At 32.8% G+C, this 22,288-nt stretch carries 19 protein-coding genes and 1 tRNA gene; 17 read left to right on the top strand and 3 right to left on the bottom strand.

Annotated features, from left to right (window positions below; all coding sequences use genetic code 11):
* The first annotated feature begins 53 nt into the window (after nt 1-53).
* Complete coding sequence (locus BWZ22_RS02705) at nt 54-2,213, top strand: carboxy terminal-processing peptidase (RefSeq protein WP_076702240.1); 2,160 nt, start codon at nt 54-56, stop codon at nt 2,211-2,213.
* A gap of 10 nt (nt 2,214-2,223) precedes the next feature.
* The gene (locus BWZ22_RS02700) at nt 2,224-3,318 is read left to right on the top strand and encodes an ABC transporter permease (protein ID WP_076697832.1); all 1,095 of its coding nucleotides are present in this window, start codon (nt 2,224-2,226) and stop codon (nt 3,316-3,318) included.
* A gap of 6 nt (nt 3,319-3,324) precedes the next feature.
* Here the strand turns inward: BWZ22_RS02700 and yihA are convergent, their stop codons facing one another.
* Nucleotides 3,325-3,927 (bottom strand): ribosome biogenesis GTP-binding protein YihA/YsxC, encoded by a 603-nt coding sequence (yihA, locus tag BWZ22_RS02695; RefSeq protein ID WP_076697831.1) that lies wholly within the window; start codon nt 3,925-3,927, stop codon nt 3,325-3,327.
* A gap of 33 nt (nt 3,928-3,960) precedes the next feature.
* Nucleotides 3,961-4,725, bottom strand: a complete 765-nt coding sequence (locus BWZ22_RS02690; RefSeq protein WP_076697830.1) for an alpha/beta fold hydrolase — start codon at nt 4,723-4,725, stop codon at nt 3,961-3,963.
* 284 nt (nt 4,726-5,009) lie between these two features.
* Here BWZ22_RS02690 and mraZ point away from each other — a divergent pair, with 284 nt between their 5' ends.
* From mraZ to BWZ22_RS02615, 15 genes are all read left to right on the top strand, one after another.
* Nucleotides 5,010-5,477 carry a division/cell wall cluster transcriptional repressor MraZ gene (gene mraZ / locus BWZ22_RS02685; RefSeq protein ID WP_076697829.1) on the top strand — a complete coding sequence of 156 codons (468 nt, stop codon included), beginning with the start codon at nt 5,010-5,012 and terminating at the stop codon, nt 5,475-5,477.
* Nucleotides 5,464-6,360, top strand: coding sequence for a 16S rRNA (cytosine(1402)-N(4))-methyltransferase RsmH (gene rsmH, locus BWZ22_RS02680; protein WP_076697827.1), 897 nt, complete (start codon nt 5,464-5,466; stop codon nt 6,358-6,360). The genes mraZ and rsmH overlap by 14 nt, the downstream gene beginning before the upstream one ends.
* Nucleotides 6,361-6,681, top strand: coding sequence for an FtsL-like putative cell division protein (locus tag BWZ22_RS02675; RefSeq protein WP_076697826.1), 321 nt, complete (start codon nt 6,361-6,363; stop codon nt 6,679-6,681).
* Nucleotides 6,682-6,741: 60 nt separating this feature from the next.
* On the top strand, nt 6,742-8,703 hold the full coding sequence (locus BWZ22_RS02670) for a penicillin-binding protein (RefSeq protein ID WP_076697825.1): 1,962 nt from the start codon (nt 6,742-6,744) through the stop codon (nt 8,701-8,703).
* Nucleotides 8,700-10,163 (top strand): UDP-N-acetylmuramoyl-L-alanyl-D-glutamate--2,6-diaminopimelate ligase, encoded by a 1,464-nt coding sequence (locus tag BWZ22_RS02665; protein WP_076697824.1) that lies wholly within the window; start codon nt 8,700-8,702, stop codon nt 10,161-10,163. The genes BWZ22_RS02670 and BWZ22_RS02665 overlap by 4 nt, the downstream gene beginning before the upstream one ends.
* Before the next feature lies 1 nt (nt 10,164).
* The gene (gene mraY, locus BWZ22_RS02660; RefSeq protein ID WP_076697823.1) at nt 10,165-11,406 is read left to right on the top strand and encodes a phospho-N-acetylmuramoyl-pentapeptide-transferase; all 1,242 of its coding nucleotides are present in this window, start codon (nt 10,165-10,167) and stop codon (nt 11,404-11,406) included.
* Nucleotides 11,407-12,738: a UDP-N-acetylmuramoyl-L-alanine--D-glutamate ligase gene (gene murD, locus BWZ22_RS02655; protein ID WP_076697821.1), complete on the top strand. Its 1,332-nt coding sequence runs from the start codon at nt 11,407-11,409 to the stop codon at nt 12,736-12,738.
* Between the two features lie 4 nt (nt 12,739-12,742).
* The gene (locus tag BWZ22_RS02650; protein WP_076697820.1) at nt 12,743-13,936 is read left to right on the top strand and encodes an FtsW/RodA/SpoVE family cell cycle protein; all 1,194 of its coding nucleotides are present in this window, start codon (nt 12,743-12,745) and stop codon (nt 13,934-13,936) included.
* Complete coding sequence (murG, locus tag BWZ22_RS02645) at nt 13,936-15,033, top strand: undecaprenyldiphospho-muramoylpentapeptide beta-N-acetylglucosaminyltransferase (protein WP_076697818.1); 1,098 nt, start codon at nt 13,936-13,938, stop codon at nt 15,031-15,033. The genes BWZ22_RS02650 and murG overlap by 1 nt, the downstream gene beginning before the upstream one ends.
* The gene (murC, locus tag BWZ22_RS02640) at nt 15,030-16,382 is read left to right on the top strand and encodes a UDP-N-acetylmuramate--L-alanine ligase (RefSeq protein WP_076697817.1); all 1,353 of its coding nucleotides are present in this window, start codon (nt 15,030-15,032) and stop codon (nt 16,380-16,382) included. The genes murG and murC overlap by 4 nt, the downstream gene beginning before the upstream one ends.
* A 16-nt stretch (nt 16,383-16,398) precedes the next feature.
* The gene (locus tag BWZ22_RS02635; protein WP_371326813.1) at nt 16,399-17,088 is read left to right on the top strand and encodes a cell division protein FtsQ/DivIB; all 690 of its coding nucleotides are present in this window, start codon (nt 16,399-16,401) and stop codon (nt 17,086-17,088) included.
* 6 nt (nt 17,089-17,094) lie between these two features.
* Complete coding sequence (gene ftsA, locus BWZ22_RS02630) at nt 17,095-18,405, top strand: cell division protein FtsA (RefSeq protein ID WP_076697815.1); 1,311 nt, start codon at nt 17,095-17,097, stop codon at nt 18,403-18,405.
* Nucleotides 18,406-18,486: 81 nt separating this feature from the next.
* On the top strand, nt 18,487-20,463 hold the full coding sequence (gene ftsZ, locus BWZ22_RS02625; protein ID WP_076697814.1) for a cell division protein FtsZ: 1,977 nt from the start codon (nt 18,487-18,489) through the stop codon (nt 20,461-20,463).
* Nucleotides 20,464-20,578: 115 nt separating this feature from the next.
* A complete protein-coding gene (locus BWZ22_RS02620) occupies nt 20,579-21,028 on the top strand; it encodes a GatB/YqeY domain-containing protein (RefSeq protein ID WP_076697813.1) in 450 nt (149 codons plus the stop codon).
* A 24-nt stretch (nt 21,029-21,052) separates the two neighbouring features.
* A tRNA-Arg gene (locus BWZ22_RS02615) sits at nt 21,053-21,126 on the top strand.
* Nucleotides 21,127-21,257: 131 nt separating this feature from the next.
* Here the strand turns inward: BWZ22_RS02615 and BWZ22_RS02610 are convergent.
* Nucleotides 21,258-22,277, bottom strand: a complete 1,020-nt coding sequence (locus BWZ22_RS02610) for a UDP-glucose--hexose-1-phosphate uridylyltransferase (RefSeq protein WP_076697812.1) — start codon at nt 22,275-22,277, stop codon at nt 21,258-21,260.
* Nucleotides 22,278-22,288: the final 11 nt, after the last annotated feature.

The raw sequence follows: 22,288 nt of genomic DNA, 5'->3' as shown, positions 1-22,288 counted from the left end.
AAAATTACTATTACTTTAATAGAACTATTAAACATTAACCGATGAGAAAAATTATGAAAAGGAATTATAAAGTTCTATCATTACTACTGTTGTTAGCGTTTGCATCTTGCAGTTTTACAACAAAATCATTTGATAATCCTGATAAGGATAAGCTGTTAATTCAAATTATAACTTTTGTTTTAGAGCGTGGTCATTTTGATCCAATTGAATTAGATGACAGTTTTTCAGAAGAATTATTTAATGATTATATAGAAACTCTAGATCCTTTCAAAAGATATTTTTATGAATCTGATATTAAAGATTTTGAAAAATATAAGCTAGAGTTAGATGATCAACTTAAAGCTACCAATGTTACATTTTTCAATGTTACGCATGAACGTTTATTAAAGCGAATTGCCGAAGCTAGAGAAATTTATAAAGAAGTGTTATCGAAGCCATTTGATTATACTATTGACGAAACTTTTAATACAGACTATGATAAAGATAAGTTTGTTAAAAATAAAAAAGAATTAAAGGAACGTTGGAGAAAGCAACTAAAATTTTCTACACTTTCTAACTATGATGATATTCATATTCAGGAAAAACAGTCAAAAGAAAATGACCCTTCTTATGTAATGAAAACAGAAGAGGAAATAGAAAAAGAAGCACGTGAAGCTACATTAAAATCTATAGATATTTACTTTAATGATAACATTGATGATTTAGAGCGAGAAGATTGGTTTGGTATTTACATAAATACTATAGTAGAAGAATTTGATCCGCACACTTATTATTTACCACCTAGAAGCAAAGAAGCTTTTGATATGGATATGTCTGGTAAATTAGAAGGTATAGGCGCAAGACTTCAAAAAAGAATGGATTACATTAAAATTGTAGAGCTTATTTCTGGTGGTCCTGCATGGAGAAGTGGAGAGCTTGATGCTGAAGATATTATACTAAAAGTAAAACAAGAAGACGAAGAATATCCTATAGACATTGTAGGCATGCGTATAAATGATGCCATTAAATACATTAAAGGACCAAAAGGAACCAAAGTAACATTAACCATAAAAAAGGTTGATGGTACAATTAAAGATGTAGAAATTGTTAGAGATGTTGTAGAGTTAGGTGAAACCTATGCAAAATCATCAGTGGTTGAGAAAGACGGAAGAATATTTGGGGTTATTAATCTGCCAAAATTTTACGTTGATTTTAACGATTACAAAAACGTTAATGCGGCACAAGACGTTAAAAAAGAAATAGAACGCTTAAAAGCCGAAGGAATGGAAGGTTTAGTGCTAGATTTAAGAAACAATGGCGGAGGTTCTTTACCAACAGTTGTAGATATGGCAGGCTTGTTTATTGAAGAAGGGCCTATTGTTCAGGTTCGCACAACAGGGTCTCATAAGGAAGTGCTTAAAGATAGAGATAGATCCATAACATGGGATGGTCCTTTGGTAATTTTAGTAAATGAATTATCAGCGTCAGCATCAGAAATTATGGCTGCTGCAATGCAAGATTATAAAAGAGCAATCATTATTGGTAGTAAGCAAACTTACGGTAAAGGTACTGTTCAAAATGTGCAAAATTTAAATGATTTTGTTAGAAGTAGTACTAGTACCGATTTAGGAGCTTTAGCATTTACAACACAAAAATATTATAGAATTAACGGTGGTTCTGTACAGCTAGAAGGTGTGCATAGTGATGTAACTGTACCAGGACGTTTTAGTTTTATTGAAGTAGGTGAAAAAGAAAAAGACAACCCTTTGCCTTATGATGAAATTACTGCTGCAGATTATACACCATGGGAATATTACTTTGATTACGATGCTACAATACAAAAAAGTAAAGAGCGTATGAAAAACAATGAGCAGTTAAAGCTTATTGAAGAAAATGCAAAATGGGTTAAAAGTAAAATAGATGAAACAGTGGTGTCATTAAACTATGAAGTTTATAAAAAAGACTATGAGAAAAATAATCAAGAGGCTAAAAAGTTTGATGCTATGTCTAATTATAAAACCAATTTAACATTTAGATCTCATGCTTATGAAAAAGCGCTTTTCACTCAAGACACAACAGACTTGAAAGAAAAACGAGAGCGTTGGCACGAAAGTTTAGCTAAAGATGTTTATATAGAAGAGGCGTTAAATGTATTAGAAGATTTAAAAACATCATATCCATTAAAAAAAGTAGCTGCAGCAAAAACTAAAGCAGCAGCAACTGTAAAACATTAGAAATGAGTTTATGAGTCATAAGTCAAACTCATTAAAACAATTAGCGCTCCAAAAGTTTAAAAAGAACTTTTGGGGCGTTTTTAGTTTCTATTTTTTAGTGTTTGTGGGGTGTATATCGGTGTTTGCATATGTAATAGCACCAGATAATTCGCAGCATGCAAACCAAATGCATTTATCTATCCATTCTAAAAAACCAGGATTTAAAGTAACCATACTTACAATACCTTCTCAATTTGAAACGCAACAAAGTGTTTTGAGTAAAATATTTTTTGGAAAGAAGAATACAAACACAGAAGTTCCTATTTCATATTATACTATTAACAATGAGGTTTTAAACTATAAAGAATATGCATCTGATGGTGTTGAAGGTGTAGAGAAATCAATTCCTTTAAAATCATTTCCAAATAAAGATGTAAATAAGTTTATAAATGAAAAAACGTTTCTTTTTGGAACAGATAAATACGGAAGAGATTTATTAAGTAGAGTGCTAGTTGGGGCTAGAATTTCATTTTTTATTGGGTTTGTAGCTGTTTTTATTTCTCTGTTAATTGGACTTTTAATGGGGAGTTTAGCAGGCTATTTTGGCGGTAAAGTAGATGCTGTTATTATGTGGCTTATTAATGTTACTTGGTCTATTCCAACTTTACTGTTAGTAATAGCTATTACACTAGCTTTAGGGAAAGGTTTTTGGCAAGTTTTTATTGCAGTAGGGCTCACTATGTGGGTTGAAGTAGCACGGGTAGTACGTGGGCAAATAATAAGCGCAAAAGAAATGCAATATGTAACGGCTGCAAGAGCACTTGGTTTTAGTGATTTAAGAATTATTATTAAACACATTTTACCAAATATTATGGCTCCAGTAATAGTGATATCTGCTGCTAATTTTGCAGCAGCTATTTTAATAGAAAGCGGATTGAGTTTTTTAGGTATAGGAGCACAACCACCTATGGCTAGTTGGGGTGCTATGATAAAAGATCATTACAATTACATAATTCTTGGAAAACCCTATTTAGCTATTATTCCAGGGCTTTGCATTATGAGTTTGGTAATGGCTTTTATGCTAATTGGTAATGCTTTGAGAGATGCTTTAGATGTAAAGAGTTAGTGGTTTTTAGTTACTCATAGAGTTATTTAAAGTATCAATGTACTCTAAAACAGCATCTTTACCAATGCCTTTTGAAGAAGAAGTAACAAAGTAATTTGGCATTTCTTCCCAAGTTTCTAAGAGAATAGATTTGTAGTCCTCTATATGATTTTCAATAGCTTTAGGTTTCAGTTTATCTGCTTTTGTAAAAATAATAGAAAACGGAATGCCATTTTCTCCCAACCATTGCATAAATTCTAAGTCTATAGGTTGTGGTTTATGTCTAATATCAACTAAAACAAACCCAGAAACTAATTGTTCCCGTAAACCAAAATATTGAGTAATAAACTTCTGGAATACTTTTTTTGAAGATTTTGAAACACGAGCATATCCATAACCAGGTAAATCTACTAAATGCCAGTTTTTATTAATTAAAAAATGATTAATAAGTTGCGTTTTTCCTGGTTTTCCAGATGTTTTTGCTAAACTTTTTCTGCCAGTAAGCATGTTTATAAGAGAAGACTTTCCAACATTACTTCTGCCAATAAAGGCATATTCAGGTAGCATGCTCTTGGGGCATTTAGCAACATCAGAATTGCTCATTACAAATTCGGCAGATTTTATTACCATTGTATTAATATTCTCTTAAAATTGGGGTTTTATTTAGAACGATCGCTCATTTAACCATTTCTCCATAATGGCATTAAACTCATCAGGATGCTCCATCATAGCAGCATGCCCACACTTATCAATCCAAAACAAGTCAGAATCGGGTAAAAGTGAGTGGAATTCTTCAGCTACTTCGGGCGGTGTAACATTGTCATTTTTACCCCATATAATACAAGTTGGAGTGTGCATTTTAGGCAAATCTTTTGCCATATTATGCCTAATAGCACTTTTTGCAATGGCTAAAGTTTTAATAAGTTTATTTCTGTCGTTTACTGTGGCATAAACATCATCAACAATTTCTTTAGTAGCAATTTCAGGGTTGTAAAAAACTTCTTGTGCTTTTTTCTTTATTACTTCGTAATCACTTCGCTTCGTGTAGCCGCCTCCCATAGCGCTTTCATAAAGCCCAGAGCTACCGGTAATTATTAATGCTTTTACTTTTTCAGCATAAAGTTTGGTATGGTATAAACCAATATGCCCGCCAAGGGAGTTTCCTAATAAAATTACTTGGTCAAAACCTTTAAATTCAATAAAATCGTAAAGGTATTTTGCAAAACTTTTTACGTTGGTTTTTAGCAGAGACATGCTGTAAATAGGGAGCTCAGGTATAATAACTTGATACCCTTTTTTGCTAAAAAAATTTATAACAGAGCTAAAGTTACTTAAGCCTCCCATAAGTCCGTGCAAAACAATAATGGGGGTTCCTTCACCTGCTTCTATATACTTGTAATTACCTTCTGTTTTTAAACTGTGCGTCATTAATCAGTTAATCATTTCGTTAAAAACAAATATAGTTATTTCATTCATATTTCATTCAATCATAAAATACAAATCAATAAAAAGTAGCTGTTAATAATATTTTGGGATGATGTCTAAAACTTTTAATCCTTTGATAGTCAGTATTGGGTGTTTTTTTATCGTTACTAAATGCCTTTTTGGGTGTGTTTACTCTAAAATTTATTAACAATGTGGTAAATTGTGGTAAAAAGTGGTAAATTTTTCAATATATTTGAATTTGGAATGGTGTAACTAATAAACCGCGTTTGAGCTTTTTAACAGGAACATATGAGTGCAAAGTAGATGCTAAGGGTAGGCTAATGATGCCGGCACCCTTAAAAAAGCAAATGGCTGCTGTATTAGCAGATGGTTTTGTGTTGCGTCGTTCTGTGTTTCAAAAATGTTTAGAGTTATACCCAATGGCAGAGTGGCAAACACTTATGCAAAAAATGAATAAGCTTAATAGGTTTAAAAAAAAGAATAACGATTTTATCAGAAGGTTTACAGCAGGTGTAAAAATGGTTGAGGTTGATGCAAATGGGCGTTTGTTAATACCTAAAGATTTAACGGTGTTTGCTAATATTTCAAAAAATATAGTTGTGGCTTCGGCTATCAACATTATTGAAATTTGGGATAAAGATTTATATGAACAAGCTATTGATGATGCAGCATTAGATTTTGCAGATTTAGCTGAAGAGGTAATGGGACAAGATGATGAAGATGGAATATCATAATCCAGTTTTGCTAAAGGAAACCGTTGATGGTTTAGAAGTTGTGCCAAATGGTGTTTATGTAGATGTAACCTTTGGTGGTGGCGGTCATAGTAAAGAAATTTTAAAAAGGCTTGATGAAAACGGAAGGTTGTTTGCTTTCGATCAAGATAAAGACGCTCTTGAAAATGCTATTGATGATCCTAGATTTACATTGATAAATGAAAATTTTAGATATGTAAAGCGCTTTTTAAGGCTACATGGTGTAAGACAGGTTAATGGGGTTTTGGCAGATTTTGGAGTTTCATCGCATCAGTTTGATGTTCCAGAACGTGGTTTTTCAACTCGTTTTGAAGCAAATTTAGATATGCGCATGAATCAGCAAAATAAATTATCTGCATTTCATGTAGTTAATGAGTATGAAGAGGAGCAATTAAGGCAAGTGTTTTCGCAATATGGAGAATTAAGGCCAGCACCAGCTATGGCAAGATTAATTGTTGAGCACCGAAAAAAAGAGCCTATTGTAACAAGTGAGCAATTAAAAATGGTATTAAGAAAATTTTTGCCACCGCGTCATGAAAACAAAGTGTTGGCTCAAATATATCAAGCTATAAGAATAGAGGTGAATCAAGAAATAGAAGTTTTAAAAGAGTTTTTGTTGCAAACACCAGAAATTTTAGTGAAGGGAGGGCGATTAAGCTTTATTTCATATCACTCTCTAGAAGATAGGTTGGTAAAGCGTTTTATAAGAAATGGTTTGTTTGAAGGAGAACCAGAGCGTGATGTTTTTGGGAATTTTGAAGTGCCACTTAAAAAAGTTGGGAAGCTAATTGTTCCTTCGCAAGAAGAGATTAAAATGAATAATAGAGCTAGAAGTGCAAAACTGAGAATAGCAGAAAAAATATAAATGAAAAAGAGCATTTATAACATATTAAAGGGAACATTTTTAGTAAGTGATGATTCTTTTAAGAATTGGAAGTTTATTCTGTTCATTTCGTTCTTATCAATAATAATGATTGCAAGTTCTCACAGTGCCGATAAAAAGGTTTATGAGATTGCAAGATTAAAAAATGAAGTGAAAGAAATTAGATCAACGTTTTTAGAAGGGCGCACCAAATTAATGCGCCTTAAAATGGAATCTAATGTTATTAAGATAATGAAAGATAAAGGAATTGCGCCATCAGTAATTCCTCCAAAAAAAATAAAAGTAAAATCTCAAAATAATTAGAAGGCATTGGCAGTTAACGAAAAAAACATATTAAATAGACTCTACTTTGTATCTGGGTGTATGTTTGTCTTTGGACTTGCTGTGGTGTTCAAGCTGCTTAGTATTCAGTTTATAGAAGGAGATAAATACAAAGCTTTAGCAGAAAAACGTGTTGTGAAAGATGTTGTTATTCCTGCTAATAGAGGTAATGTGTATTCGGCTAACGGAAATTTATTAGCTACTTCTATTCCAAAATATGATATTAGAATTGATGCTGTTACGTCATCTTCTAAAGATTTTAAAAAATATTTAAAACCCTTAGCAGATTCTTTAGCAAAGTTTACTGGTAAATCATCGAGTTATTATCAAAGAGAGTTAAGAAAAGCAAGGGCAAATAAAAATAGGTACTATTTATTGGTAAGAAACATTGGGTATTCAGACTATATAAGGATACGAAATTTCCCATTATTAAATCTTGGGGCTTTTAAAGGAGGTTTAATTGTTGAGCAAAAAACAAAACGAGAACATCCTATGGGAGGTATTGCTCAAAGAACTATTGGTTATGAACGTATTGATGAACAAGGTAATGTTACAAGACCTGGAATTGATGGTGCTTTTGGAATTAAATATTTGCGTGGGGTTGATGGTAAAAGAAAAAAGCAACGCATAGGTAAAGGGCAGTGGAAACCTTTAAGTGATGCTAATGAAATTGAACCTAAAGATGGGTATGATGTTTATACAACAATAGATGTAAATATTCAAGATATAGCGCACCATGCGCTTTTAGAGCAATTAGAAAAGTACAAGGCAGATCATGGATGTGTTGTTGTAATGGAAACCAAAACCGGCGAGGTAAAAGCTATTTCTAATTTAGGAAGAAGTAGCAAGGGGTATTATTATGAAAAAAGAAATTATGCAGTTTGGGAATCTCATGAACCAGGTTCAACCTTTAAACTTATGGCTATTACAGCTGCTCTTGAAGATAAAGTAATTGATACTAGTGATGTAGTAGATACAGGAAAAGGTGTTTTAACATACTACGGAAAAAAGGTGCGGGATTCAAAATATGGTGGTTACGGAAAAATATCGGTTTCTAAAGCTTTTGAGGTCTCTTCTAATACAGGAATTGTAAAAGTAATACATAAAGCCTATGCTAAAAACCCTGAAAAGTTTGTAGATAGGTTGTATGCTATGAATTTAAATGATACGCTTCAAATTCCAATAATTGGTGAGGGGAAACCTGTTATTCCAGACCCAAGAATTAAAAACGGACGTTGGAGTGGTATTGCGCTGCAATGGATGGCTTATGGTTACGGGGTGTCTTTTACACCGTTGCAAACCTTAACATTTTATAATGCTATTGCTAATGGAGGTGAAATGGTGAAACCTAGATTTTTAAAGGAAGTTAGAGAGTTTGATAAGGTTATAGAACCTTTTAAAAAAGAGGTTATTAATGAGCAAATTTGTTCTAAAGAAACTGTAAAAAAGGTTCAACAGCTTTTGAAAAATGTGGTGGAGAAAGAACATGGTACAGGACATAGATTGTATTCTAAAAATTTCTCTATGGCAGGTAAAACAGGTACTTGTCAAAAAGATTATAGCAATAAAGAAAAACTAAATTATATCTCATCATTTGCAGGGTATTTCCCTGCTGAAAATCCTAAATACTCTTGTATTGTGGTAATACATGAACCAGATAAAAGTGTAGGGTATTATGGTGCAGATGTTTCGGGGCCTGTATTTAAAAGAATTGCTCAAAAAATTTATACAGATACACCATTGGTTGATGAAGTTGAAACTTTAGAAGTTAAGCAACCATCGGTAGAAAAAGAGTATGAAGGTTATTACAATTTAGCTCAAAAATATAAAACCATCATGCCTAATGTAGTAGGCTTACCTGCTATGGACGCACTTTCGCTTTTAGAAAATATGGATGTAAAACTAAAAGTAAAGTTGAAAGGAAGTGGTGTGGTTAAAGAGCAATCTGTAAATAAAAGTGTGAAATTAAAAGATAATCAAACTGTTGTTTTAAGCGCTTCATGAAAATTTTAAGAGACATATTATATAGGGTTTCTATCAATGCGGTTGTAGGTGATACAGGTGTCTCTGTGCGCAACATTCATTTTGATTCTAGAAAAGTTAGTCAAGGCGATGTCTTTGTTGCAATTAAAGGAAGTTTAGTTGATGGGCATGACTATATAGAAAAAGCAATTGCCCAAAAAGCAATTGCTATAGTATGTGAAAAATTACCACAGGTTTTAATTGATGGAGTAACTTATGTTGAGGTTGATAATTCTAATAAAGCCTTAGCAGTTTTAGCTTCTAATTATTATGAGTCGCCTTCAGAAAATTTAAAACTGGTGGGGGTTACTGGAACCAACGGAAAAACTACTGTTGCTAGTTTGTTGTATCAATTATTCAAAAAAGCAGGTTATAAAGTAGGGTTATTGTCAACTGTAAAAATTTTAGTTGATAATAAGGAATATAAAGCAACTCATACAACACCAGATTCACTCACTATTAATAAGTATTTAAAAGAGATGAATGCAGAAGGTGTAGAGTTTTGTTTTATGGAAGTAAGCTCTCATGGAATCCATCAAAGCAGAACAGAAGGCTTGCATTTTGAAGGTGGTATTTTTACAAATTTATCACATGATCACTTAGATTATCATAACACTTTTGCAGAATATAGAGATGTTAAAAAAGCATTTTTTGATAAGCTTCCAAGTAGTGCCTTTGCTTTAGTAAATACCGATGATAAAAACGGTTCTGTGATGCTACAAAACACCAGAGCTAAAAAGTTTACTTATGCTTTAAAGAGTTATGCAGATTACAAGGCGCAAATTTTAGAAAATCAATTGGGTGGGCTGCTTTTAAAGGTTGATGATAATGAAGTTTGGACTAGACTCATAGGGAGTTTTAATGCTTATAATGTGTTGGCTATTTATGCTACAGCAGAATTGTTAGGGCTTGAAAAGTTTGAAATTTTAAGATTGATTTCTGATTTGGAAAGCGTTAGTGGCCGATTTCAATATTTAATTTCAGATGAAAAAATAACAGCTGTTGTTGATTATGCTCATACACCAGATGCTCTTAAAAATGTATTAGAAACAATTAACAGTATAAGAACAAAAAACGAAGAATTAATAACCGTTGTTGGGTGTGGCGGAGATAGAGATAAAACAAAGCGCCCTAAAATGGGACACATAGCAACAGAATTAAGTACCAAGGTCATTTTTACTAGTGATAATCCACGAAGTGAAGATCCTGAAGAAATTTTAAAAGATATAGAAAAAGGTGTAGAGCCTTATAATTTCAAGAAATCATTAACCATTGCAGATAGGGCGCAAGCCATAAAAACTGCATGCCAATTAGCGCAACCTAATGATATCATTTTAATAGCTGGTAAGGGGCATGAAACCTATCAGGAAATTAACGGAGAGCGTTTTGATTTTGATGATTTTAAAACCGTTCAAAAATTTTTAAAACAGTTACAAAAGTAATATGCTATACTATTTGTTTGAATATTTAGAAAAACAATTCCAATTTCCTGGAGCTACCCTTTTTGGTTTTATAACGTTTAGGGCAGCTTTGGCAATGATTCTCTCGTTGTTAATTTCTACAATTTATGGTAAAAGAATCATTCGTTTTTTACAAAGAAAACAATTGGGTGAAACCATAAGAGATTTAGGTTTAAAAGGGCAAGCAGAAAAAGCTGGAACTCCAACAATGGGGGGTATCATTATCATTTTAGCAACATTAATTCCAGTATTGTTATTATCAAAATTAGAAAACATATATATCATTCTTTTGATAATAACCACGTTATGGATGGGGGTTATTGGTTTCATAGATGATTATATTAAAAAGTTTAAAAATAACAAGGAAGGTTTAAAAGGACGTTTTAAAGTTATTGGTCAGGTAGGGTTAGGGTTAATAGTTGGTTTAACCTTGTATTTTCATAAAGATGTGGTAATAAAAGAAAAATTACCAATAGCAGAACAACAACAAATCTTAAAAGCTAATCCTGAAGCTACTGAGTCTGCATTCTTTAAACCAGAACAAAAATCAACCAAAACAACCATTCCGTTTGTTAAGAAAAATGAGTTTGATTATGCCGATTTAATAACATGGATACACCCCAATTTACAAAAATACGCTTGGGTTATTTTTGTAATAATAGCCATCTTTATTATTACAGCAGTTTCTAATGGTGCAAATTTAACCGATGGAATTGATGGATTAGCTGCAGGAACTTCGGCCATTATTGTACTCACACTTGGCATTTTTGCTTGGGTGTCTGGTAATATAATTTTCTCAGACTACCTAAATATTATGTACATCCCAAGAGTTGAAGAAATCACCATTTATATTGCCGCATTTGTTGGTGCCTTAATAGGATTTTTATGGTATAATACCTATCCAGCACAAGTGTTTATGGGAGATACCGGTAGTTTAACTATTGGTGGTATTATAGCGGTAATAGCTATTGCAGTACGCAAAGAATGGCTCATTCCTGTGTTGTGTGGCATCTTTTTAGCAGAAAATTTATCGGTGGTTATGCAAGTGAGTTGGTTTAAGTACACTAAGAAAAAATATGGAGAAGGACGTAGAATTTTTAAAATGTCGCCCTTGCATCATCATTATCAAAAATTAGGATATCACGAAAGTAAAATTTCAACCCGTTTTTGGATTATTGGAATTCTACTTGCTATCCTATCAATAGTAACATTGAAGATTAGGTAAATGGGAAAATTGGTTGTTCTAGGTGGAGGAGAAAGTGGTGTAGGTACAGCACTTTTAGCACATGAAAGAGGTTACCAAGTTTTTGTTTCAGATAAAGGAGAAATAAAAGAAAAATATAAAAAAGTTCTTATACATAATGAGATTGAATGGGAAGAAGGAACGCATTCTGAATTAAAAATTCTTAATGCAGATGTGGTTATGAAAAGCCCTGGAATTCCAGATAAAGTGCCTTTGGTAAAACAAATTAGAGAAAGTGGTATTCCGGTAGTTTCAGAAATAGAATTTGCTGCAAAATTTACCAATGCAACCGTTGTAGGAATAACAGGGAGTAACGGTAAAACAACCACAGCAAGTTTAACGCATCACATTTTAAAACAAGAATTGCAAGTGGGGTTGGCAGGTAATATTGGTGATAGTTTTGCTAAACAGGTTTTAGATGAAAATTATCCAAATTATGTTCTAGAAATTAGCAGTTTTCAGTTAGATGATATCATCAGTTTTAAGCCGCATATTGCTATAATCACCAACATTACACCAGATCATTTAGATAGATATGATTATCAGTTTGAAAATTATATCAAATCGAAATTTAGAATAGCAGAAAATCAAACTAAAGAAGATTATTTGATATATGATGCCGATGATGAGGTTATTACAAATCATCTTAAAAATTACCCAGTTCAATCAACATTATTGCCATTTTCATTAGAAAAAAAAGTGGAAAATGGTGCGTATTTAGATAACGATAATATAAAAATAACAATAGATAATAAACAGATTAATATGCCAACAAAAAATTTAACATTAGAAGGAAAACATAATATTAAAAACGCTATGGCTGCTTTAACAGTAGCACATTTGCTAAATATTAGAAAGCAAACTATACGAGAAAGTTTAGCAAATTTCCAAGGAGTAGAACATCGTTTAGAACATGTTTTAAAAATTAATAAGGTTAACTATATAAACGATTCTAAAGCTACTAATGTAAATGCAACCTATTATGCGTTAGAGAGTATGGATGCCCCAACCGTATGGATTGTTGGAGGAGTAGATAAAGGGAATAATTATGAGGAACTTTTTCAGTTTGTAAACGAGAAAGTAAAAGCTATAATTTGCTTAGGAGTAGATAACGAAAAGCTAATGAAAACGTTTGAAGGTATGGTTGATGTTTTAGTTGAAACTCAATATATGAGTGAAGCAGTAAAAATTGCATACAAAGTTGCAGATATGGGAGATAACGTATTATTATCACCAGCGTGTGCAAGTTTTGATTTGTTTGAAAACTATGAAGATAGAGGACGCCAATTTAAAAATGCAGTACGTAATTTATAGGTAAATGCAGGCATTGTTTAAAAACATAAAAGGCGATAGATTAATTTGGGCAATAGTGGCTTTGTTGGCAATACTATCATTCTTGCCCGTTTACAGTGCTGCCAGTAATTTAGCTTACAAGGGTGGTGGTAGTAATACCTTTGCTTTTTTTGTAAAACATTTTGTGCATTTGTTTTTAGGCTTTGCTATTATGTATGGGGTTCACAAAATTCCGTATAGGTATTTTAAAGGGCTTTCACTTATTATGATTCCGGTGGTGTTGGTTTTGTTAGGAATCACCATGTTAAAAGGAACTGTTATAGAAGGAGCTAATGCTAGTAGATGGATTCAAATACCTATTGTGGGTATGTCTTTTCAAACATCAACTTTAGCATCGGTAGTTCTTATGGTTTATGTGGCGCGGTACATGTCTAAAATTAAAGATAAAACAGTAACTTTTAAAGAATCTATTTTGCCACTATGGTTGCCGGTATTTTTAATAATAGCCTTGATTTTACCTTCTAACTTTTCAACCGCTGCCATTATTTTTTTAATGGTGTTTGTTTTGGTGTTTTTAGGAGGGTATCCTATTAGATATTTGGTGGTAATTTTGGGGTCTGGATTGGTTATGCTGGCAATGTTTATTTTAACAGCCAAAGCATTTCCTGATGCGATGCCAAATAGGGTTGATACTTGGATGAGTAGGATAGAAAACTTCTCTAATGGAGAAGATACAGAGGCCGATTACCAAATTGAAAAAGCAAAAATAGCCATTGCTTCAGGAGGTGTAAGTGGTGTAGGACCAGGTAAAAGCAGACAGAAGAACTTTTTGCCGCAGTCGTCATCAGATTTTATTTTCGCCATCATAATAGAAGAATACGGTTTGTTAGGAGGCTTAACAATCATGATTTTGTACATGTGGTTGTTGTTTAGAATTGTAATTGCGGCTCAAAAATCAGATACTATTTTTGGTAAGTTGTTGGTTTTAGGAGTGGGATTACCTATAGTATTTCAGGCATTAATTAATATGGGGGTAGCTGTAGAGTTGTTCCCTGTTACAGGGCAAACATTACCATTAATTAGTAGTGGTGGTACATCAATTTGGATGACGTGTTTAGCTATTGGAATTATACTTAGTGTAAGTGCAAAAAGAGAAGAGATTAAAGAAAAGGAGAATGAGGAAGAAAATCCATTAGAAATTTTATCTGAAACAATTTAATGAGTCATTATAAAATCATATTATCAGGCGGAGGAACAGGAGGTCATATCTATCCTGCAATAGCTATTGCTAATGAGTTAAAATCTCGTTATCCAGATGCTGAGTTCTTGTTTGTAGGAGCAAAAGATAGAATGGAAATGGAAAAAGTACCACAAGCAGGATATAAAATAATTGGTCTTTGGATTTCAGGAATCCAGCGTAGTTTAACGCTAAAAAATTTATCATTTCCGTTTAAGGTAATTAGTAGCCTTTGGAAGGCTCGAAAAATTATAAATTCTTTTAAGCCAAATGTAGCTATTGGTACGGGAGGTTACGCTAGTGGTCCGTTGTTATATGTGGCTGCTTCTAAAAATATTCCTAGCTTAATACAAGAGCAGAATTCTTATCCGGGAATTACCAATAAATTGTTAGCAAAAAAGGCTCAAAAAATATGTGTAGCCTATAATGATTTAGAGCGTTTCTTTCCTAAAGAAAAAATTATAAAAACAGGGAATCCGGTTCGTAAAGGTTTATTAAATATTGAAGAGAAAACAGTTGAGGCTAAAAAACAATTCAATTTAAAAGAGGGAAAACATACCTTGTTAGTTTTAGGAGGAAGTTTAGGGGCAAGAAGGATAAATGAATTAATTGAAAAAGAGCTAGATTTTTTTGATACTCAAAACGTTCAAGTTATTTGGCAATGTGGTAGTTTGTATTATCAACAATACAAAATCTACAATAACACAAAAAACGTACAAGTACATGAGTTTTTAAATAATATGGGTAGTGCTTACGCTGCTGCAGATATTGTTATCTCAAGAGCAGGAGCAAGTTCTGTTTCAGAATTGTGTATTGTTGGTAAGCCTGTGATTTTTGTGCCATCCCCTAATGTGGCAGAAGATCATCAAACTAAAAATGCTATGGCTATAGTTAAAAATAATGCAGCCATGATAATAAAAGAAGAAGATTTAGCTATTGATTTTGAAAATAAATTTTCACAATTAATAGCTTCTCCAGAAAAACAAAAAGAATTAGGAAAGAATATTAAAAAATTAGCATTGGTAAATGCAACAAAACAAATAGTTGACGAAGTAGAAAAACTACTAAATAAAGCATGAATTTAAAGAATATACATAACGTCTATTTTATTGGTATTGGTGGTATTGGTATGAGTGCTTTGGCAAGATATTTTAATGCTAATAAAAAACTAGTAGCGGGCTATGATAAAACGTCAACAGAGATTACCCAAACCTTAATGAATCTAGGAATTGATGTTCATTATGAAGATGCAGTAGCCAATATACCAACCTCATATTTAACGAAAGAAAATACTTTGGTTGTATACACACCTGCTATACCAAAAAATCATGAAGAGTTAACTTATTTTAAAAACAACAAGTTTAAGGTTTTAAAACGATCAGAAGTTTTGGGACTTATTACAGAAAATACATTTTGTTTGGCAGTAGCAGGCACACACGGAAAAACTACCACAACAAGTATTTTAGGGCATTTACTACATGAATGTGATGTTGAAGTAACGGCATTTTTAGGAGGAGTAACAGAAAATTATAACTCTAATTTAATATTAAAAGGAACCAAAGTTGCGGTTGTTGAAGCCGATGAGTTTGATAGATCATTTTTAACATTATCACCAAATATGGCTGGTATCACTTCTATGGATGCAGATCATTTAGATATTTATGGTGAAGCAGAGGCTTTAAGAGAATCGTTTGTTGAGTTTACAAAACGTTTAAAGCCAGAAGGGAAGCTGTTTGTGAAAAACGGATTGCCCATACCAGGAATTACTTATGGAATTGAGGATGATTCCGATTATTCCGTTCAAAATATAAAAATAGAAAGTGGCTCTTATGTTTTTGATGTTAAAACGCCAAAAACAGTGCTTAAAAATATACAATTTAACCTACCCGGTAGACATAATTTGTCGAATGCATTAATAGCCTTGGCGATGGCTGTAGAGTATGGTTGCCCTCACCAGCAGCTCGTTAAGGCTTTGGCATCTTTTAAAGGAGTTAAAAGGCGATTTACGTATCATATTAAAACTGATGAGTTGGTTTTTATTGATGATTATGCACATCATCCAGAAGAGATAAATGCGGTACATCAAGCAGTACGAGAAATGTATCCAAATAAAAGCGTATTGGCTGTATTTCAACCTCATTTATTTAGCAGAACTCAAGACTTTGCTAATGAGTTTGCAGATAGTTTATCTCAGTTTGATGAGTTGATTTTGTTAGATATTTACCCAGCTAGAGAATTGCCAATCGAAGGTGTTACTTCTGCTTGGTTGCTAGATAAAATAGATGTAGAAAAAAAGCAATTAATAAGTAAAGAAAATTTATTAGAAAAAATACAAGAAAGTAACGCTCAAATCATCCTAACTATTGGTGCGGGTGATATAGGTGAAGAAGTGAGTAAAATAAAAAAAGGATTAAGCATTGCGAGTTAATTGGAACTACATAAAAATGTTTGTTTTATTTGGTGTGATAGTATTCTTATACGCCTTTTCGTCGTATAAGAATAACGCAAGAAAAGTATCTAAGCCAAATATTGAATTTATTGGTGAGAACAACCCATATATAACCAGTGAAAATGTTAGTAAATTGTTAATACAAAATTACGAAGGCTTTAAAAATGAGTCAAAAGAAACTTTAGATTTGAATGTATTAGAAAATGCCCTAAAATCTAATCCATTAATAAAATCTGCAGAGGTGTATATGTCTGTAAATGGCACGCTTAATGCCAAAATTGAACAAAAAACACCTGTAGCCAGAGTAAGTACTAGCGAATCCTATTATATTGATGATGAAGGTTCGTATATGCCATTGTCAAGTAATTATTCTGCAAGAGTACCATTAGTTACTGGTAGCGTAAAAAAAAGTAATCTAAAAAATGTCTATTTGGTTGCCAAAAAAATAAAAAATGATGAGTTTTTAAAAAAACACGTTATAGAAATTCATCAAAACAAAAACGAAGTAATTTTTTTAAAACTCAGACAATGTAAGTTTTTAGTGCAGTTAGGAAATGTAAAATTATTAGATAAAAAAATAAATAATTTAAAAGCATTTTATCAAAAAAGTTTAAAAGAAAATACGCTCAATAATTATAAAAAAGTCAACTTACAATTTGATAACCAAGTTGTGTGTAGTAAATAAAAAACTATGGAACATAATTTAGCAGTAGGATTAGACATAGGAACCACCAAAATTGTGGCCATGATAGGTCGTAAGAATGAATACGGCAAACTTGAGATTTTAGGTGTTGGTAAATCTAAAAGTTTAGGCGTTCACCGCGGTGTGGTAAATAATATTACACAAACCATTCAGTCTATTCAACAAGCGGTTCAGGAAGCCGAAGTAGCTGCTGAAATGAAGATAGCAGATGTAACAGTAGGTATTGCAGGGCAACATATTCGTAGTTTACAACACAGTGATTACATTACCAGACCCAACTCAGAAACTGTTATAGATGATGATGATATTGATAGGTTAATCAATCAAGTTCATAAATTGGTAATGCTGCCTGGAGAAGAAATAATTCATGTACTACCACAAGAATACAAAGTAGATGGACAAGCCGAAATAAAAGAACCTATAGGTATGTATGGAGGACGTTTAGAAGCTAATTTTCATGTGGTTGTTGGGCAAGTATCATCTATCCGAAATATAGGCAGATGCGTTAAAAGTGCCGGATTAAATTTAGAAGGCATTACTCTAGAACCTTTGGCATCAGCAAATGCTGTTTTAAGTCAAGAAGAAAAAGAAGCAGGAGTAGCTTTAATTGATATAGGAGGCGGAACTACAGATTTAGCCATTTTTAGAGATGGTATTATTCGTCATACAGCAGTTATACCTTTTGGAGGTAACGTTATTACTGAAGATATAAAAGAAGGATGCTCTATTATAGAAAAACAAGCTGAACTTCTAAAAATAAAATTTGGTTCTGCATGGCCTGGTGAAAATAAAGACAATGAAATTGTGTCAATTCCAGGGTTAAGAGGAAGAGAACCTAAAGAAATTACATTAAAAAATCTTTCTAAAATTATTCATGCTCGTGTAGTTGAGATTGTAGAACAAGTTTATGCAGAAATTAAAAACTATGGGCACGAAGAACAAAAGAAAAAACTCATAGCAGGAATTGTTCTAACCGGAGGCGGTGCACAATTAAAACACTTAAAGCAATTGGTAGAATACATAACTGGAATGGATACTAGAATAGGTTATCCTAACGAGCATTTAGCTGGCGATAGTGATGATGATGTTACAAGTCCGTTATTTGCTACAGCCGTTGGTTTGGTGTTAGATGGCTTAAAACGTCAAGAAAGAAAAAAGGTTGAAGAAGAAGTAGTAGCGCAAGAAGAAGAGGAAGAGGCTAATGAAGAAGAGGTAAAAGAAGAACCTAGAAAAGCACCCAAATCGTTCCTAGATAAATTAACAGAAAGAGTAAAAGATTTTCTAGACAACGCAGAATAGAGAACTAGAAAAGATGCCAAGAGGCAAAAAAATAATTCATTGAAAAAAAGATAAGTACAAAACCCCAGAAAAAAAGAATTTATGAGCAGCGACAAAGAATTCGAAAGTATAGCATTTGATTTACCTAAGCACCAGTCAAATGTCATTAAAGTAATTGGTGTTGGTGGCGGTGGTAGTAATGCCATTAACCACATGTTTCAACAGGGTATTAAAGGCGTAGATTTTTACATCTGTAATACAGATGCACAAGCACTTCAAAACAGTGGTGTTCCTAATAAAATTCAGTTAGGTGTTAATTTAACTGAAGGATTAGGAGCAGGTGCAAACCCAGAAATAGGAGAGCAAGCCGCAGTAGAAAGTTTTGAGGAAATTTCTAGAATGTTAGATTCTAACACTAAAATGGTATTTATTACTGCCGGAATGGGAGGCGGTACAGGTACAGGAGCTGCACCAATAATTGCTAAAATGGCTAAAGATTTAGACATTTTAACCGTTGGTATCGTTACCATGCCATTTCAGTTTGAAGGTAGAATGCGTATAGAACAATCTCAAAAAGGGATTGAAAAGATAAGAGATGTTGTAGACTCTTTAATTGTAATTAATAACAATAAACTAAGAGAAGTTTACGGAAACCTTGGTTTTAAAGCAGGATTCTCAAAAGCAGACGAAGTGCTATCAACCGCTGCTCGTGGTATAGCCGAAGTTATAACACATCACTATACACAAAATATAGATTTACGTGATGCTAAAACAGTATTAAGCAATAGTGGTACTGCTATAATGGGGTCTGCAACGGCAGCAGGTCAAAATCGTGCCCAAGACGCCATAAGAAAGGCTTTAGATTCGCCACTATTAAATGATAATAAAATTACAGGTGCCAAAAACGTATTGTTGCTTATTGTTTCTGGTTCTCATGAAATCACAATAGACGAAATAGGTGAGATTAATGATCATATTCAAGATGAAGCCGGTCATGGAGCCAATATTATTATGGGGGTTGGTGAAGATGAAAGCCTAGAAGAATCTATTGCTGTAACTATTATAGCTACGGGTTTTAATATTGAACAACAAGATGAGATTTCTAATACAGAAACCAAAAAAGTTATTCATTCACTAACATCTGAAGATCAAGATTTAGGATCAGAAGAAAAAGAACCTGTAATTATTGCTCCAGCTGTAGAATTAGAAAAGAAAGAAGAGCCTGCAATTGTGCGTCATACTTTAGATTTAGACAGTGAAGAAGAAGAGCAACCAAAAGCTAAAAATTCAATAAAAAAAGAACCTTCTCGTACTCATAGTTTAGATTTAATTCCCACATCAGAAATTATTAAAAATATAGATGTGGTTTACAAAGAAGTAAAAGCAGTTGATGATGATGAAGACTTCATAATTAAACCAGTTACAAAAATGTCAGCAGATGTAGATGACACTAAAGATGTTGAAATAGCAGCCGATACAATTGAAGAAGAACAGCAAATAACTTTAACCTTTGATTTGCCACTTCCAAATAAAACAGAAGAGGAAAAAACCAAAGAAGAAGATGTTGTTTCTTTCAATTTAAACGAAGACGTAAAAGATATTAAAGTTAATGATTATACAGAACTTGTTACAGTAACAGAAACTAATGAAGATGGAGATATTCGTTATACCTTAGATGATCATATGGAGGTTGAATCTTCAATGAATAAAAAGAAGTCAACAGATGCTGTTGAAGAAGTTGATAATGATATAGTTTTTGAAAAGAAAATTGTTCATGAAAACGTTGTTGAAGAAGAAGTAGAAGAAGAAATAGACCCAATGAACACACCTATTTCAGAACTACTAAAAGAAAGAGCAGCAGAAAGAAGACGTAAAATGAAAGACTTTAACTATAAATTTAATAGTGCAAAAATTGATGATATAGAAAAAGTCCCAGCCTACAAACGTCAAGGTGTAGCTTTAGATGAAACCAAACATTCATCAGAAACAGATATGTCTAGAACAAGCGTTGGTTTAGATGATAACGATGATATTAAATTAAGAAGTAATAATTCTTTTTTACATGATAATGTAGACTAGTTTAGACTAACTAACTAAATTATTTACAAAACCCGAAAAGATTCCATCACCTTTTCGGGTTTTTAATTTCAAAAGAAGTAGTTCTTTTTTATCTTCGCATACTAAATTTTTTAAGATGAGTTTACAACAAGAAGTTATGTCTGCTTTAAAAGAAGCAATGAAAGCTAAAGACCAAACAGCTTTAACCGCTTTAAGAGCAGTAAAGTCTGCTATTTTATTAGCTAAAACTGAAAGCGGATCAGGAGAAGAGTTAACAGAAGAACAAGAGCTTAAATTACTTCAAAAACAAGTTAAGCAACGCAAAGATAGTGCTGCTGTTTATATAGAACAAGGAAGAGAAGATTTAGCAGCACCAGAGTTGGCAGAAGCTGAAGTTATTAGTAAGTTTTTACCAGAAGCGCTAACCGAGGAAGAAATAGAAAAAGTAGTAGTAGCTACCATAGATCAAGTAGGCGCTGAGGGTATGAAAGATATGGGAAAAGTTATGGGTATTGTTAGTAAAGAATTAGCAGGACAAGCAGATGGCAAAACTATATCTACCATAGTGAAAGCCAAATTATCATAAAAAGTTTCCTTGGTAAAGGAGTAAGGCCCAGTAGTTCAACTGGATAGAATATCAGATTTCGGCTCTGAGGGTTGGGGGTTCGAATCCTCCCTGGGTCACAGTTATAAATCCTAACACATGAAATGCGTTAGGATTTTTGTTTTTTTATAAAATAATGCGTCAAAAAGTAGAATTTACTTTTATTCTAATCTAGTATCACACCAATTAAAAAAATTGAATGCAATAACTATTATATTAGTGTTTTAAGGGTTTTTACAGCTTGTTCTGCAGTTATATCTCGTTGTGGGGTTCCAAACATTTCATAGCCTACCATAAATTTTTTAACCGTAGCACTTCGTAATAAAGGTGGATAAAAACTCATATGCCAATGCCAGTGGTCATTGTTTTTGCCATTGGTTGGTGCTTGATGAATACCACTAGAGTAAGGAAATGACGTGTTGAAAAGTTTATCGTAGGCTTTGGTTATTGTTGAAATAGCTTCGGCATATAAATAAGTGTCGTCATTGTTCATTTCTAATATATTGTTCTGATGTTTTTTAGGAACAATCATAGTTTCAAAAGGCCATATAGCCCAAAAGGGTACTAATACTACAAAAGAATCATTCTGAAAAATAATGCGTTCGTTTTTTTCTAATTCCTGGGCTAAATAATCGCCTAATAAACTGCTTTTCTTTTTATTATAGTAGTTTAATTGTTGTGTGTTTTTTTTAACAACTTCATTAGGTAATGATGATTGACTCCATATTTGTCCGTGAGGATGTGGGTTGCTACAGCCCATTACAGCACCTTTATTTTCAAATATTTGTACGTAGTTTATTAGGTCGTTATCACCTAATTCTTTGTATTGGTTTTGCCATGCAAAAACAACTTTTTGAATTTCACTAGGAGTCATATCTGCCAAACTTTTAGAGTGGTCTGGACTAAAACAAATTACTTTACAAATGCCTTTTTCGCTTTGCGCCATCAATAAACCATCTTCAACAGAAAAATCTGGGGAATCTTTTTGTAGTGCTGCAAAATCGTTAGTGAATATAAAAACGTCTTCATATTTAGGGTTTACTTCACCATTTATTCTTGTGTTTCCAGCACACAAATAACAGTTTTCATCATAAGTTGGTCTCTTTTTATTAGAGATTTCTTCATTTTGTCCTTGCCATGGACGTTTAGCTCTATGGGGTGAAACTAAAACCCATTCGCCTGTTAAAATGTTGTAACGTTTATGTGAAAAGTCTTGAAGATTAGAATTCATTTTTTATAATT

It is taken from the genome of Seonamhaeicola sp. S2-3, assembly GCF_001971785.1.
GTDB lineage: Bacteria > Bacteroidota > Bacteroidia > Flavobacteriales > Flavobacteriaceae > Seonamhaeicola.
Note: the sequence above shows the minus strand (reverse complement) of the source record. Positions and strands in the feature narration are given on the sequence as shown.

Bases quoted from the DNA above. Each gene is read 5' to 3' on its own strand.
- BWZ22_RS02705 (WP_076702240.1), top strand. From the start codon at position 54: ATGAAAAGGAATTATAAAGTTCTATCATTACTACTGTTGTTAGCGTTT.
- BWZ22_RS02700 (WP_076697832.1), top strand. From the start codon at position 2,224: ATGAGTCATAAGTCAAACTCATTAAAACAATTAGCGCTCCAAAAGTTT.
- yihA (WP_076697831.1), bottom strand. From the start codon at position 3,927: ATGGTAATAAAATCTGCCGAATTTGTAATGAGCAATTCTGATGTTGCT.
- BWZ22_RS02690 (WP_076697830.1), bottom strand. From the start codon at position 4,725: ATGACGCACAGTTTAAAAACAGAAGGTAATTACAAGTATATAGAAGCA.
- rsmH (WP_076697827.1), top strand. From the start codon at position 5,464: ATGGAATATCATAATCCAGTTTTGCTAAAGGAAACCGTTGATGGTTTA.
- BWZ22_RS02675 (WP_076697826.1), top strand. From the start codon at position 6,361: ATGAAAAAGAGCATTTATAACATATTAAAGGGAACATTTTTAGTAAGT.
- BWZ22_RS02670 (WP_076697825.1), top strand. From the start codon at position 6,742: ATGTTTGTCTTTGGACTTGCTGTGGTGTTCAAGCTGCTTAGTATTCAG.
- BWZ22_RS02665 (WP_076697824.1), top strand. From the start codon at position 8,700: ATGAAAATTTTAAGAGACATATTATATAGGGTTTCTATCAATGCGGTT.
- mraY (WP_076697823.1), top strand. From the start codon at position 10,165: ATGCTATACTATTTGTTTGAATATTTAGAAAAACAATTCCAATTTCCT.
- murD (WP_076697821.1), top strand. From the start codon at position 11,407: ATGGGAAAATTGGTTGTTCTAGGTGGAGGAGAAAGTGGTGTAGGTACA.
- BWZ22_RS02650 (WP_076697820.1), top strand. From the start codon at position 12,743: ATGCAGGCATTGTTTAAAAACATAAAAGGCGATAGATTAATTTGGGCA.
- murG (WP_076697818.1), top strand. From the start codon at position 13,936: ATGAGTCATTATAAAATCATATTATCAGGCGGAGGAACAGGAGGTCAT.
- murC (WP_076697817.1), top strand. From the start codon at position 15,030: ATGAATTTAAAGAATATACATAACGTCTATTTTATTGGTATTGGTGGT.
- BWZ22_RS02635 (WP_371326813.1), top strand. From the start codon at position 16,399: ATGTTTGTTTTATTTGGTGTGATAGTATTCTTATACGCCTTTTCGTCG.
- ftsA (WP_076697815.1), top strand. From the start codon at position 17,095: ATGGAACATAATTTAGCAGTAGGATTAGACATAGGAACCACCAAAATT.
- ftsZ (WP_076697814.1), top strand. From the start codon at position 18,487: ATGAGCAGCGACAAAGAATTCGAAAGTATAGCATTTGATTTACCTAAG.
- BWZ22_RS02620 (WP_076697813.1), top strand. From the start codon at position 20,579: ATGAGTTTACAACAAGAAGTTATGTCTGCTTTAAAAGAAGCAATGAAA.
- BWZ22_RS02610 (WP_076697812.1), bottom strand. From the start codon at position 22,277: ATGAATTCTAATCTTCAAGACTTTTCACATAAACGTTACAACATTTTA.